The organism is Sulfurisphaera javensis, from assembly GCF_041154675.1.
In the GTDB taxonomy this organism is placed as follows: domain Archaea; phylum Thermoproteota; class Thermoprotei_A; order Sulfolobales; family Sulfolobaceae; genus Sulfurisphaera; species Sulfurisphaera javensis.
Genome location: NZ_AP031322.1, coordinates 2,172,544 through 2,185,996 on the forward strand (window position 1 = coordinate 2,172,544; position 13,453 = coordinate 2,185,996).

Here is a 13,453-nt window from a genome sequence, read left to right on the forward strand (position 1 = left end):
GGAAAAAATTAAAGTTTCTATTCCTTTGTTAATCTGTGGAAGAATCTGCATTAGAACTATTAAAAAAGGCTGGAAAGATAGCAGCAAAGGCAAGGGATATTGGTGCTAAAGCAATTAAGCCAGGCGCGAAAGTATATGATATTTGCGAAGAAGTTGAAAAAATTATTGTAGAAGAAGGAGCAAAACCAGCATTTCCTTGCAATTTATCTATAAATGCAGAGGCAGCACATTATAGTCCTAAAATAGACGATGAAAAAACAATTCCAGAAGGTGCAGTTGTTAAGTTAGACGTAGGTGCCCATATTGACGGTTACATTACTGACACAGCCGTTACTGTAGTTTTAGATGATAAATATCAAAAATTAGCTGAAGCTGCTAAAGATGCTCTTCAAGCAGCAATAGCCAATATGAGACCTGGAGTAGATTTAGGAGAAATAGGCAAAAACATAGAAAAAATAATTAAAATGTATGGGTTTAAACCTATTAAAAATTTAGGTGGTCACTTAATTAAAAGATACGAACTTCATGCTGGGGTTTTTGTTCCAAACATTTATGAAAGAGGTCTTGGAAGAGTAATAGAAGGAAATACTTATGCCATAGAGCCTTTTGCTACGACTGGGGAAGGAGAAGTTATTGAAGGAAAAGAGGTTACAATATATTCTATTAAGTCTTTAAATGCTAGAAATCTTACTGATGAAGAGAAAAAATTTCTTGATGAAATTTATCAAAGGGCTAACATGCTGCCTTTTAGTGAAAGATGGCTAAAAGATCTTGGAGAACCAGAGTACATAAGGCAAATGTTAAAAATCCTTGTAAGAAGAGGGGCTTTGAGAGCCTATCCGATATTGATTGAAATTAGAAAAGGTCTTGTTTCGCAATTCGAGCATACAGTTTTAGTGTCTAAAGATGGAGCTGAGATAATAACATGAACAGAATTAAAGTTGTCCATTAACTTTTAATAAAGTTTAATTAGGTGGTGTGTAGTATTAATCTTTGAGAAGTATGTTTGAATTATTAGCATATGCTCAAACAAGCTCAAGCCAAATTAATGCTACATATACTATAATAGGTTACTTTGTGTTTTTCCTAATTATAATATTGCTATCACTACCTGGTTTTCAGCAAAAAATGTATGTGTATTTCGTAGCTAGGGACATTGAAAGCGGATTAGCAAAATTAGAAAACTTTAGTAAAAATGCAAAGAAAAAAACAACTGAGTTACTTAAGAAAAACGGTGCGATGAATGCTGATGAACTAACAGAAAAATTTGCTGAGTGGTTTACTATTGACCCAGTAAGTGTTGAACCTACTGATATAATCAGTAGAATGCGACTCTTAATGAGAACTAGTGAAGATAAAATAAAACAACTAATAGCATTATCTTTACCTAACTTAGATCCAGTTACAAGAAGCAAAATAGAAGTTTCAGCTGAAATAGTTAATGCTTTAAATATGTTATATAAAGTAATTAGGCATTATCTATTACTTGGTAAAAAACTTCAAAGTTACTTTATACTTGTTCAGTTACAATCAGTAGTCCCAATGTTAGTAAAAATGGCTGAGGCTTATGAGAAAGCACAAGACGTATTTTTAAAGGGAATTCCTGTTGGAGATGGATTAGGAACATTAGTAGCATCTAGATTCTTAGTAAATATATCCGAGAAATGGTCTCCTAGCAGAGAAATGATAGCTGGGGAAACAGAATTTGAAGGAAGAAAATTAGTAGTGTTAAAAGCTGAGGGACCAATGGCCACTGTTGGTACGCCTGGAGAAGCTGTAGAGAATGTAGTAAATAGATTAGGAGGAAAAGTAAGTAGAATAATTACTGTTGATGCAGCAGCTAAATTAGAAGGAGAACAAACTGGAAGTATAGCCGAAGGTACTGGTGTTGCTATGGGTGATCCGGGTCCTGAAAAAATAGCTATTGAAAGAGTTGCTGTAAAATACAATATTCCTATAGACGCTATAATAGTAAAAATGAGTATGGAAGAAGCTATTACGGAGATGCCTAAAGAAGTATATGAGGCTGCTGACAAAGTGGTAGAGATGGTAAAACAATTAATTAGACAGAGAACCCAACCAGGAGATACTGTGATATTAATAGGTGTTGGTAACACTGCGGGTGTGGCCCAATGAGCCAAATGAATCAAAGTCAACAACCTAAAACAATAATAACTGTACTTAAGTGCTTAAAATGCTCATACATGGTTGAAAGGCCATTTAAAGAAGGAGACTTTGTATTAAAAATAGATGGTACTTGCCCTAATGATGGTTCTCCATTGTATATTTGGGGAATTTATGCAAAGTCTTTAGTGGAAAAGAAATAACGTATTATGTAAGATAGTTTTTTAAGGAAGCAATGATTACTTATTATTGCCCACTCGGCCATAGTGGGCGGGTAACACCCGGACTCGTCTCGAACCCGGAAGTTAAGCCGCCCACGTTAGAAGGGCCGTGGGATCCGCGAGGACCCGCAGCCCTTCTAAGCCGAGATGGGCTTTCCTATAATTTTTAATAATAATACTTCTTTATAATAGATATGAAAAAGATATTTGACGAAATTCATGGTTATATAACTCTTAATGATGTTGAAACTAAGCTTGTTGATACTTCAGTTTTTCAAAGATTAAGGAGAATTAAACAAACTAGTTTAGCTTATATTGTTTACCCTGGTGCAATGCATTCAAGATTTAGTCACTCTCTAGGAAATATTTTTTTAGCAAATAAACTTGCACAAAGACTTTATTCTGAAGGTGTTATAACACAAGAGGAAATTCAGTATTTAAGGCTCTCGGCTTTGCTTAAAGATTTGGGTCAGTTTCCTTTTAGCCATTCAATAGAGCCAATTTTTCTAAATAAAAATATAAGCAACACATATCTTAGGGATTTAATTTTAAGTAAAAATCAAGAAATAAATGAAATTTTTGATGAGTTTTCAATCTCGTTGAAGAAAATATTAGACATTTATCATGGGAACTCCTTTATTTCAGCTATAATAGATAGTGACGTAGATGTAGATAGAATGGATTATTTAGTTAGGGATTCAATGCATACTGGTGTTCAATTAGGAAGTTTAGATTTGGATAGGCTAATAGATACAATAAATTACGGAGAAAACAAGACAATAATAATATTAGATAAAGGACTGAATTCTTTAGAGAATTTTTACATTTCAAGGCTTCATATGTATCAATCAGTTTATTATCATAAAACTATATTAGGGTACGAGATCCAACTAAGAGATATTTTCTTTCACCTTGCAGACTATTGTTGTCCCGGAATTTTTGATGAATCTTTCTTGAAAGAAATTATATCCTCAAATTACTTTGCATATTGGGATGATGAATGGATATATTCAAAACTATATGAGAGTCTAGTTGATTCCTCAGTACCTGAAAATTTAAAGATGAAAATAAAGAATTTTCTTGATAGAAATGGACCTAAAGTCATTTATGAAGAAATTTCTTTTCAAAATCAAGGGTCGAGGATAGAAGAGAATGTTTTAAAGTTAAATAAATATGGTATTCCAGAATCAGCTATCTATCCATTTGAAGAAGCAATTAAAATTATAGATAAAAACAGAATCAAAGTAAGGATTAAAAATAAAGAAAAAGATCTAAGGGAGTATTCAAGTACATTGCTGAATGTAATTCCATCCACAATTTATATTAGAAGAATTTATGTTGAAAACATGTATGCTAAAAAAGCGAGGGATATACTAAGTTGATTAAATTAGTTTTAACAGACGTTGATGGAACACTTACAACAGACAGAGATACTTATGAGATTGATTTAGATGCAATAGAAATACTACGTTTATTAGAAAAACGTGGAGTAAAAGTAGGTTTAGTTAGTGGGAATTCTTATCCAGTACTCAGAGGTTTATATACTTACTTTAATTTTCATGGTGGGTTAGTAGCTGAGAATGGTTGTGTAGTTTATTATAATAATAATATGGTTAAAGTGTGTGAAGAAATAGACAAAAATCTAGCACTAGAATTTGAGAGAGAGTTTAAGGTCAGAAATAGTTGGCAAAATGAATTTAAGTATTGTGATTTATCTTTTACACCTCCTCTCTTGCCAGAAAATATGATTAGTTGGGCGAAAGAACGAAATTTATATATTAAAACGAGTGGTTATGCTATACACATTTCAAGGTCATTAAGTGGTAAAGGTATAGGTGTTAGAAAGCTAATTGAATTACATGGATTAGATAAGTCAGAAGTATTAGGTATAGGAGATTCTAACACGGATATAGAATTTTTACAAGAGGTAGGTTTTAAAGTGGTAGTCGGTAATGGTGATAAAGAAGTTAAAAAAATAGCCGATTATATAACATTTAATAAGAGTGGTAAAGGAGTAGTTGAAATAATAACTAAATTACTTAGAGGCGAAATAAATGGATGAAATAGAAGAATTAATATACAAATACACATTACAAAATGCATATAAGCATGGTGGTAAGGCACAAGAAAAAGCAGTAGTTAGTAAAATCTTTACAGAAAGGCCAGATTTAAGAAATAAAGCAAGGGAAATCGCTGAGTTAACAAAAAAGATTGTAGAAAAAGTAAACTCAATGAGTATTGAAGAACAAGAAAAAGAGCTTAAAGATAAATATCCTGAACTATTGGAAGAGAAAAAGAAAGAAGAATCTAGTAAAAAGGCATTACCGTCAATAAAAGTCGAAGGTAGCTTTATAACTAGATTTGCCCCTAACCCTGATGGACCTTTGCATTTAGGCAACGCTAGGGCAGCTATAATTTCTTATGAATATACTGAGATGTACAAGGGTAGCTTTATACTTAGATTTGACGATACAGATCCGAAAGTGAAAAAACCTATTAAGGAGGCTTACGATTGGATTAGACAAGATTTACAATGGTTAGGAATTAAATGGAATAAAGAAGTTAAGGCTTCAGAAAGGCTAGATTTCTATTACTCAGTAGCTAAGGAATTAATCAGTAAAGGATTTGCATATGTAGATACTTGTAGTGAAGAAGAATTTAAGAAAATGAGAGATGCTGGAAAACCTTGTCCTAATAGACTGAAATCACCAGAAGATAACTTAGCCTTATTTGAAAAAATGCTTATTGGTGAATTTAAAGAAGGAGAGGCAGTAGTAAGAATTAAGACCGATTTAACATTACCTGACCCCTCTCAGAGGGATTGGGTTTTACTCAGAATAGTTGATGTAAAGAAAAATCCTCATCCAATAACTGGTGATAAGTATTGGATTTGGCCAACTTATAATTTTGCTAGTGCAGTAGACGATCATGATTTGGGGATAACTCATATTTTCAGAGGTAAAGAGCATGAAGTTAATGCAGAAAAACAAAAATGGATCTATAATTATATGGGCTGGAAGTATCCTTTTGTTGAAGAGTTTGGAAGACTAAAGCTTGAAGGCTTCATGATGAGCAAATCTAAGATAAGGACTGTGTTAGAGAAAGGAGTAACTATTGATGATCCTAGATTACCAACCTTAGCTGGATTAAGAAGAAGAGGAATTTTACCAGAAACTATAAAGGAAATCATAATAACTGTTGGGCTTAAGATAACAGATGCCACAATAAGTTTCGATAATTTAGCTGCATTAAATAGAAAAAAACTTGATCCAATTGCAAAGAGGCTTATGTTTGTTCCTCAACCAAAGGAGTTCTTAATTGATTTGCCAGAGCCTATGACAGCAAAAATACCTTATAATCCAAGTAAGCCATCAGAGTTTAGAGAAATTACTGTTAATCCTGGTGATGTTATTTATCTTGATAAGAGAGATGCTGAAGAAGGTGCAATAATAAGACTAATGGAATTATGCAATGTAAAAGTAATTGGCAATAAGCTTGAATTTCACAGTAGAGGAATTGAAGATGCAAAAAAGATTGGAGCTAAAATAATACAATGGGTTAAGAAAAGTGAAGCTGTAAATGTCGAAGTTATTGTTCCAGATCCTAATGAGGAAAAACCTCCAGTTGTGGGTTATGGAGAGAAGGAGATTGGTAATCTTAAAGTAGATGAAATAGTGCAGTTTGTTAGATTTGGTTTTGTCAGAGTTGATAATAAGAATGAAAATAAGATTAGTGTAATATTCTCACATGAGTAACTTTATTAATCTACTAAGCTATATCTTTTTTGCGTGACGAAATAAGAGGAGGATGAACGCATGTCTAAGCCCTCATATGTAAAATTTGATGTACCAGAAGATTTAGCTAATAAAGTATTAGATGCGGTAAGAAAAGCTAAAGAGACTGGAAAAATTAAGAAAGGAACAAATGAGACTACAAAAGCAGTAGAAAGAGGTCAAGCAAAACTAGTTGTAATAGCGATGGACGTTCAACCAGAAGAGATAGTAATGCATTTACCAATACTTTGTGATGAGAAGAAAATACCATATGTTTATGTACCTTCTAAGAAAGCATTAGGAGAAGCGTGTGGATTACAAGTAGCTGCTGCCTCAGCTGCAATTATTGATCCCGGAGAAGCAAAAGATTTAGTAGACGAGATTGTAAAAAGAGTTGAAGAGTTAAAAGGCAAATCAAGTTAAATTTTTTACAATGAATATTTTAGCAATTGGGAACGTTTTTAATCCTTCAGGCGTTTCTACTCATATAATAAATGTTCTTAAATCCCTTGTAAAATTAGGGGATAATGTAATCTTATATGTACCATATTTTCTTGTGGATAATAAAGTAGAAATCTTAGAAGATCTAGAAAGAGCTGGAGTTAATATATATCCTACAGTTTATGATGCTATAGAAAAATATAGTTCTAAAATAAGAACTTTTAGTTATTTTATTGAGTCACATACTGTCTCTCTCAGATGGAATAATATAGGAGAAGATAAAGAATTATTAAAAGGAATCGAAGAAGTAAAACCTGATATAATATACGATATGCATGAAGATTCAATAACCTTAAGACTTTCTTATTATATAGGTAAAAAAGTTAATAAACCAGTTATCAAGCTTCTTCATGATGAGCCTTTTAGATATTCCTTTGGAAGAGGATATAGAAAATTTTTAGGACTCAAAGGGCTTGCGTATGATATGATAATGTCAATTTTCTACAAATTTGACAAGAAAGCGTATGAAATAGCAATGAAAGATGGAATCTTGAAAGGTATTGCTGCTGTTTCAGAATCTTCAATTTATTATTCAAAATTAGATGAGATAGCTAAGAATTATGGGACCAGAATAAGAGTATACAAGATAGGTAATGCATTCGATAAAGAAAAAGTCTATAAATTTAGGAAATTAAAAAACAAAGAAAGTTATGCGGTATTCTTCGCTAGATTGGTTCCACAGAAAGGATTAACAGAGTTACCTAAAATAGCAGAAAGATTATCAGCGAAAATTATAGTCTTCGGTAAATTATTCTCGGAAAGTGATAAGAAATACCTTAAATCAAAGAACATAGATTATAGAGGATTTAGGCCAATTGAGGAAGTTTATGAAACAGTAAGTAAAGCGAAAGTTCTTATTTACCCATCTCACCAAGACGGATATTCGTTAGTTGTTTTAGATACTTTAGCATTAGGTACTTCTATCGTAGCCTATAATATACCAGCAATCAAGTTTGTCTATGGTGATCTAAAACCAGTAAAATTAGTTAATGAATACGACTACATTTCCCTTTCCAGGGAAGCCAACAGAGTTTTGCAAATGGATGAAAACGAATACATAAAAGAGCATGAGGAAGAAAAAGTAAAAGAATTTCTAGATTTGCATTCTGACTGGATGAATGTGGCAAAAGAAACAAGAGAATTTCTGAAGGAATTTGTTAATAAGTAAAAAGAGAATAGAATTGCAATATCATTTAATTACTATCGGATAATTTTTATTTGAAATATAAAATATTTTAATTTATTGAAATAGAAATAATAAAAACTAGATAGTTGACAACTTTAAACGGGCCCGCCGGGATTTGAACCCGGGATCTTGGGTTCCGGAGACCCACGCTTTATCCTGGCTAAGCTACGGGCCCTTTAAGTTTATATCGTATTTCAGAATAATAATAATTTGTAGTGAAATGGCTAAGCAGATTACACTTTTTGACTTTACGTTGAAGAAAGAGGAGAAAGAGGCTAAGGAGCCTAGAAAAGAAGAAATTCCTCAGATCATTTCTAATGAAGAGAGAAAAAAGCCTAAAGATTGGATAAGAGAAGCTGAGGAGGGGAAAACTTACTTTCTATTGCAAGTTGATTATGACGGAAAAAAATCTAAGGCTGTTTGTAAACTTTACGATAAAGAGACTCAAAAAATTTACATTCTTTATGATAGTACTAATCATAAGCCTTATTTTCTGACGGATATTGAACCAGAAAAAGTAAACAAAATTTCCAAAATAGTTAGAGATCCTTCCTTTGATCACTTAGAAACAGTAACCAAGATTGACCCTTACACTGGAAATAAAATTAAATTGACAAAAATTGTTGTTAAAGATCCTTTAGCTGTTAGGCGAATGAGAAATGCGGTTCCAAAAGCTTATGAGGCCCACATAAAATACTTTAATAATTACATTTACGATCTAGGTCTTATCCCTGGTTTACCTTATGTTGTAAAGAAGGGAAAGTTAGAACAAGTTAACCCAGAATTAAAAGGAGAAGAAGTGGATGAAATAAAGAAAGCCTTTGCTGATTCAGATGAAATGACAAAAGAAGCTGTTAACGATTGGATTCCAATATTCGAGTCAGAGGTTCCAGATGTTAAGAGAGTAGCAATAGATATTGAAGTCTATACTCCAGTTAAGGGTAGAGTTCCAGATCCAGAAAAGGCAGAATTTCCAATTATAAGTATCTCGTTAGCAAGTAATGACGGATCAAAGAGAGTTTTAGTTCTAACAAGAGAGGATGTCAATTCTCAAATATCAAAACATGACGTAACAGTAGAAGTATTTAAGACAGAGAAAGAATTACTTCAGAGATTCTTTGAGATAATTGTTGATTATCCTTTAGTTCTTACATTTAATGGTGATGATTTTGATATTCCATATATATACTTTAGATCTTTGAAACTCAATTTTAAACCAGAAGATATTCCTTTTGATGTAGTAAACGATGAAGGTAAATACTTAGCCGGAATACATATAGATTTATATAAATTTTTCTTCAATAGAGCAGTAAGAAATTATGCATTTGAAGGTAAATATAGTGAATATAATCTAGATGCTGTAGCTACAGCTTTACTTGGAATGTCGAAAGTAAAACTTGATACTTTAATTAGTTTCTTAGATCTAGATAAATTAATCGAATATAATGCCAGAGACGCTGAAATTACATTAAAATTAACTACTTTTAATAATAACTTAGTATGGAAATTAATTATATTATTAGCTAGAATATCAAAGATGGGTTTGGAAGAGTTAACGAGAACTGAAGTTTCTACATGGATAAAGAATTTGTATTATTGGGAGCATAGGAGAAGAAACTGGTTGATCCCATTAAAGGAGGAAATTTTAGCTAGATCTAGTCAGATAAAGACTGCTGCTGTAATAAAAGGGAAAAGATATAAGGGTGCTGTAGTAATAGATCCTCCTGCTGGAATATTCTTTAATGTTGTTGTTCTAGATTTTGCTTCTCTGTATCCTTCAATTATAAGAAATTGGAACATAAGTTATGAGACAGTAGACGTTGAAAGCTGTAAAAATAAAGAGTATGTAAGGGATGAAACTGGCGAAGTTCTTCATTATATATGTAAAGATAAACCGGGAATAACAGCTGTGATTACTGGTTTACTAAGGGATTTCAGAGTAAAAGTGTATAAGAAAAAAGCAAAATCCCCTAATGTCTCTGAGGAGCAAAGATCAGTATACGATGTTGTTCAAAGAGCTATGAAAGTGTTTATAAATGCAACATATGGAGTATTTGGTGCTGAGAACTTCCCATTGTACGCTCCGGCTGTAGCTGAAAGTGTAACTGCACTAGGTAGATTTGTAATTACCACCACTGTTGGATATTGTAGATCCTTGGGATTACAAGTACTTTATGGAGATACTGACTCAATGTTTTTGTGGAATCCTTCTAAAGAAAAACTTGAAGATATAATAAAATTTGTAAAAAGCAAATTTGGGCTAGATCTAGAAGTAGACAAGGTATATAAATTCGTCGCATTTTCTGGTTTAAAGAAGAATTATTTAGGTGTCTATCCTGATGGTAAAACAGATATTAAAGGCATGCTAGCAAAGAAAAGAAATACACCAGAATTTATTAAGAAAGAATTTAATGAAATAAAGCAATTAGTTACTACAATAAATTCCCCAAATGATATTCCAAAAATTAAAGATGAATTAGAGGCTAAGATTAAGGATATCTATGAAAAATTAAGGCATAAGGGTTATAATCTTGACGAATTAGCATTTAGGGTCATGTTATCTAAACCTTTAGAAAGTTACACTAAAAACACTCCACAGCATGTGAAAGCTGCCTTACAGCTAAAGTCTTATGGAGTAATGGTTTTACCAAGAGATATCATAATGTTCGTCAAAGTAAAAAGTAAAGATGGAGTTAAACCAGTTCAGCTTGCAAAACTAAGTGAAATAGACGTAGACAAGTATGTAGAAGCTGTGAGAACAACTTTTGAACAGTTATTGAAAGCATTCGGAATAAATTGGAGTCAATTCAGTACTACATCTATTGACTCATTCTTTAATAAAAAGTAATTATTCTTCTTCTTCCTCTTCTTCAACTTCTTGAACTGGCGAAGTTACTTGTTTTGCATATTCTGTTATTTCTTTTTCGCTGTTTTCATCGATATAAGGAGAAACTACATATACTCTTTTATCTTTGAAATCTGACTCTACCCATTCATTATCGAAACTTATTACAAATACTGGAATTTCAGCAATAGCTTCTGTCTTAGTTCTTGATTTCAAAAAATTCTTTAAAGCTTCATAAGTTTGCGGTTTAAGTGGTAATGGAATGTGTACCTCATGCATGTCTTTCATGATTATAAAATCTGAAGCATTCTCATTCCACTCAGCTAGTGCTTCTGTAGCTGCTTTTCTTAAAACACTGCCCAAGTCTCCTTCAATAATGTCTTTCTTTGAAACGTTCCCATTCTCACTTTTTATAATTATTACCTTCACTTGTGTTCACCAATAACGTATAAATAGACTTGGTGAGTCATTCCTTTATCTTCAACTTTTATAACTTCTTTTGGAATCCATCCTCTCATTTCAAATTCATGAGACACTACTCTAGTTCCAGGCTTAAGTTCTTTCTCTAATTTTGGTTTAAGCATCTCATTAACATTAGTTAATAAGAACATTGTCACAATTGTAGCTTCTGAAAGGTCGACTTCGAAGAAGTTTCCTTTTATTACCAAAGCCTTATTTTCTACTCCATTATTCTTAATGTTCTCAAGTGCTTCTTTTATTCTTTCATCATTAATTTCTATTCCTACTGCTTTTTTAACGTTAAACTCTTTAGCAGCTGTTATTATTATTCTCCCATCACCACAACCTAAATCATAAACAATGTCCTCTGGTCCAGCCTTAGCAATTTCTAACATTTTTCTTACAACTTTTTCTGGTGTTGGTACATATGGTACATGAGGTATGTAGCTCACATTACTCACTAAACTAATTTATTGGGACAAGATATTTTTAATTTTTTCAAGTGCTTGTTTTTTGCCTTCCTCTGGATCTGGTTCTAATTTTTGTGGATTGAAAGGCATTTGAGTTAATATCGGCGTAATTTTTCCATCATCAGTCTCTAGGAACAGCTGAGGCAAAAAAGTTGTGCCAAATTCGTCTTTTTCTCCGTAATCAGCTAAAAACGCATAATCTTCCATTTTTATCTCTTTTTCTATATTAAGTTCTTTACTTAAATCTTCTATAACTTTCATAAATGGCTTATGAGATGGATGACTTTCGGATGTTACCAGAATCAGTTTTTTAGCCTTCATATTCCCATTAAAAGTAAAAGCAATGGTTTAAAACGGTGTTGGTTTTGCTTACAAGGATTAGAAAGCAATCTAAAAAGATATTAAAGCCAGTAGCTAAGGCATTTATAAAGCTTCATATATCCGCAAATGTTGCAACAATTATAGGCCTTATCTTGTCTTTCATATATTTAGCTATAATCATTTTATTGAAGGATGTCATTTTAGGGATTGTTTTGCTTGGATTATCTGCGTTTATGGATGCTGTTGACGGAGAAATAGCTAGGCTTAGTAATAAGGCAGGAGCTAAAGGCAGTTTTCTTGATAGTAGTCTTGATAGAATAGAAGATATAAATTATATTTCTAGTCTCTTTTCCTTAGGTTTTACGCCTATACTTGTAGGCTTTCTTATTGGTTCGTCTTTAGTTATTTCTTATTTAAGAGCAAAAGCAGAGTCTTTAGGCCTAAAAATGGAGGGAAGGGGAATAATAGAAAGGGGAGAGAGAATTATCTTCCTATTTGTGTTGCTAATACTTTATCTCTTTTCACAAACAATCTCCTTTTACTTTTTCTTAGTTTTTCTTATCCTCTCAATAGTTACCGTTATACAGAGGTTTATTGCAGTTTATTCCAATCTTCCATAATATAACTGTAACGGATTTATAACGTTACAGGAAGCCACACAATAACCGAGATCTTTCATTTTTTTACAAGAATAAACGATGTATTTCGTCTTCTTATCTCCCTTTAATCTTTTAATAGCATTTTCATCTTTAACTAGGTTTAATGCGCTTCTTTCATCTCCAATATCTATATAGTAAGTAGTAAGTATCTTTAGATCTTCCTCATTAAAGTTTCCTTTCTTTAAAAGTTCTGATATACATGGAGGAGTTTTCCGACCTCTCATTTCATCAGCGAATTTTTTAATTTGCTCTGGAAGTGTCACATCGGTAATGTTCATCATTTCATAAAGTCTGTCTTTAATTTGAAACACTAAAATTTTTACTATTTCTTCTTTGTTCAAGTACACTTTACCGCTTTTTAGTATATGGGTTGATAACGAGAAATTATTATCTTTTTTTCTAAGTTCTTTAGAATATTTTAGATAATTGAGGAAATCAACAGAAAAATTAAGATATTTAGTTAGTGTTTTTTTATTTTCTTTATATTTTAATTCTAATTTATCTTTTTCAATTTTAAGTCCAATTAACTTAGAAATTTCTAATAAAGTATCTTCGTCTTCGTCTAATAAATTTTTTTCTATTATTTCAGTCTCTTTATCTAAGAATTTTCTTTTTAAAATTTCACTATCTAAAGCAGCGACTAGAAATAATGTCGTGTAAAAAACTAATACGGAATCTTTTAGTTTATCATAAGGTTCTAGGTCTTGATCCTTTAAAATCTTATCGATTCTTTGTTTAGCTTGTTCTAGGTAATAATTTTCAGATGATAATAAATCATTAAGTGTAACTCCTCCAGCATATTTTTTTAATTCGTCTTCTAAAGGTTTCAAAAACGGATATTTTCTAAAGTCTAATATGGGCAATTCCATTAATAATTTGTAACAAAGTTTTTAT

14 protein-coding genes, 1 tRNA gene and 1 rRNA gene are annotated in these 13,453 nt (G+C 32.0%); 11 read left to right on the plus strand and 5 right to left on the minus strand.

What is annotated here, in order from left to right:
• Positions 1–35 precede the first annotated feature (35 nt).
• From map to ACAM25_RS12080, 9 genes are all read left to right on the plus strand, one after another.
• On the plus strand, positions 36–929 hold the full coding sequence (map, locus tag ACAM25_RS12040) for a type II methionyl aminopeptidase (RefSeq protein ID WP_369609951.1): 894 nt from the start codon (positions 36–38) through the stop codon (positions 927–929).
• A gap of 73 nt (positions 930–1,002) precedes the next feature.
• Positions 1,003–2,136 (plus strand): DUF1512 domain-containing protein, encoded by a 1,134-nt coding sequence (locus ACAM25_RS12045; RefSeq protein ID WP_369611681.1) that lies wholly within the window; start codon positions 1,003–1,005, stop codon positions 2,134–2,136.
• Positions 2,137–2,141: 5 nt separating this feature from the next.
• The gene (locus ACAM25_RS12050; RefSeq protein ID WP_369611682.1) at positions 2,142–2,327 is read left to right on the plus strand and encodes a hypothetical protein; all 186 of its coding nucleotides are present in this window, start codon (positions 2,142–2,144) and stop codon (positions 2,325–2,327) included.
• A gap of 50 nt (positions 2,328–2,377) precedes the next feature.
• A 5S ribosomal RNA gene (gene rrf, locus ACAM25_RS12055) occupies positions 2,378–2,496 on the plus strand.
• 43 nt (positions 2,497–2,539) lie between these two features.
• Positions 2,540–3,727, plus strand: coding sequence for an HD domain-containing protein (locus ACAM25_RS12060; RefSeq protein ID WP_369609952.1), 1,188 nt, complete (start codon positions 2,540–2,542; stop codon positions 3,725–3,727).
• Positions 3,724–4,407 (plus strand): phosphoglycolate phosphatase, encoded by a 684-nt coding sequence (locus tag ACAM25_RS12065; protein WP_369609953.1) that lies wholly within the window; start codon positions 3,724–3,726, stop codon positions 4,405–4,407. The genes ACAM25_RS12060 and ACAM25_RS12065 overlap by 4 nt, the downstream gene beginning before the upstream one ends.
• Positions 4,400–6,100, plus strand: a complete 1,701-nt coding sequence (locus ACAM25_RS12070) for a glutamate--tRNA ligase (protein WP_369609954.1) — start codon at positions 4,400–4,402, stop codon at positions 6,098–6,100. Before ACAM25_RS12065 ends, ACAM25_RS12070 begins: the two co-directional genes overlap by 8 nt.
• 60 nt (positions 6,101–6,160) lie before the next feature.
• A complete protein-coding gene (rpl7ae, locus tag ACAM25_RS12075) occupies positions 6,161–6,541 on the plus strand; it encodes a 50S ribosomal protein L7Ae (protein WP_369609955.1) in 381 nt (126 codons plus the stop codon).
• A gap of 10 nt (positions 6,542–6,551) precedes the next feature.
• Entirely contained in the window at positions 6,552–7,787 is a 1,236-nt protein-coding gene (locus ACAM25_RS12080; protein ID WP_369609956.1) for a glycosyltransferase family 4 protein, read from the plus strand.
• Positions 7,788–7,905: 118 nt separating this feature from the next.
• Here the strand turns inward: ACAM25_RS12080 and ACAM25_RS12085 are convergent.
• Positions 7,906–7,980 (minus strand) — tRNA-Arg (locus ACAM25_RS12085).
• Positions 7,981–8,025: 45 nt separating this feature from the next.
• On the opposite strand from ACAM25_RS12085, the gene ACAM25_RS12090 reads away from it, so the two are divergent.
• Entirely contained in the window at positions 8,026–10,653 is a 2,628-nt protein-coding gene (locus ACAM25_RS12090; RefSeq protein WP_369609957.1) for a DNA-directed DNA polymerase I, read from the plus strand.
• Here the strand turns inward: ACAM25_RS12090 and ACAM25_RS12095 are convergent, their stop codons facing one another.
• Genes ACAM25_RS12095 through ACAM25_RS12105 form a run of 3 tightly spaced genes read right to left on the minus strand, consistent with a single transcriptional unit; the run spans position 10,654 to position 11,900 of the window.
• Positions 10,654–11,079, minus strand: coding sequence for a DUF2286 domain-containing protein (locus tag ACAM25_RS12095; protein WP_369609958.1), 426 nt, complete (start codon positions 11,077–11,079; stop codon positions 10,654–10,656).
• Positions 11,076–11,561, minus strand: a complete 486-nt coding sequence (locus ACAM25_RS12100) for a protein-lysine N-methyltransferase (protein WP_369609959.1) — start codon at positions 11,559–11,561, stop codon at positions 11,076–11,078. The genes ACAM25_RS12095 and ACAM25_RS12100 overlap by 4 nt, the downstream gene beginning before the upstream one ends.
• Before the next feature lie 18 nt (positions 11,562–11,579).
• Positions 11,580–11,900: a hypothetical protein gene (locus ACAM25_RS12105; protein ID WP_369609960.1), complete on the minus strand. Its 321-nt coding sequence runs from the start codon at positions 11,898–11,900 to the stop codon at positions 11,580–11,582.
• A 35-nt stretch (positions 11,901–11,935) separates the two neighbouring features.
• On the opposite strand from ACAM25_RS12105, the gene pgsA reads away from it, so the two are divergent.
• Positions 11,936–12,520, plus strand: coding sequence for an archaetidylinositol phosphate synthase (gene pgsA, locus ACAM25_RS12110; RefSeq protein ID WP_369609961.1), 585 nt, complete (start codon positions 11,936–11,938; stop codon positions 12,518–12,520).
• Here pgsA and priL read toward each other — a convergent pair.
• Positions 12,502–13,428: a DNA primase regulatory subunit PriL gene (priL, locus tag ACAM25_RS12115; RefSeq protein WP_369609962.1), complete on the minus strand. Its 927-nt coding sequence runs from the start codon at positions 13,426–13,428 to the stop codon at positions 12,502–12,504. The two genes, pgsA and priL, sit on opposite strands and share 19 nt — an antisense overlap.
• Positions 13,429–13,453: the final 25 nt, after the last annotated feature.

Coding starts and splice junctions, on each gene's coding strand:
- ACAM25_RS12045 (WP_369611681.1), top strand. CDS start 1,003: ATGTTTGAATTATTAGCATATGCTCAAACAAGCTCAAGCCAAATTAAT.
- ACAM25_RS12050 (WP_369611682.1), top strand. CDS start 2,142: ATGAATCAAAGTCAACAACCTAAAACAATAATAACTGTACTTAAGTGC.
- ACAM25_RS12060 (WP_369609952.1), top strand. CDS start 2,540: ATGAAAAAGATATTTGACGAAATTCATGGTTATATAACTCTTAATGAT.
- ACAM25_RS12070 (WP_369609954.1), top strand. CDS start 4,400: ATGGATGAAATAGAAGAATTAATATACAAATACACATTACAAAATGCA.
- rpl7ae (WP_369609955.1), top strand. CDS start 6,161: ATGTCTAAGCCCTCATATGTAAAATTTGATGTACCAGAAGATTTAGCT.
- ACAM25_RS12080 (WP_369609956.1), top strand. CDS start 6,552: ATGAATATTTTAGCAATTGGGAACGTTTTTAATCCTTCAGGCGTTTCT.
- ACAM25_RS12090 (WP_369609957.1), top strand. CDS start 8,026: ATGGCTAAGCAGATTACACTTTTTGACTTTACGTTGAAGAAAGAGGAG.
- ACAM25_RS12105 (WP_369609960.1), bottom strand. CDS start 11,900: ATGAAGGCTAAAAAACTGATTCTGGTAACATCCGAAAGTCATCCATCT.
- priL (WP_369609962.1), bottom strand. CDS start 13,428: ATGGAATTGCCCATATTAGACTTTAGAAAATATCCGTTTTTGAAACCT.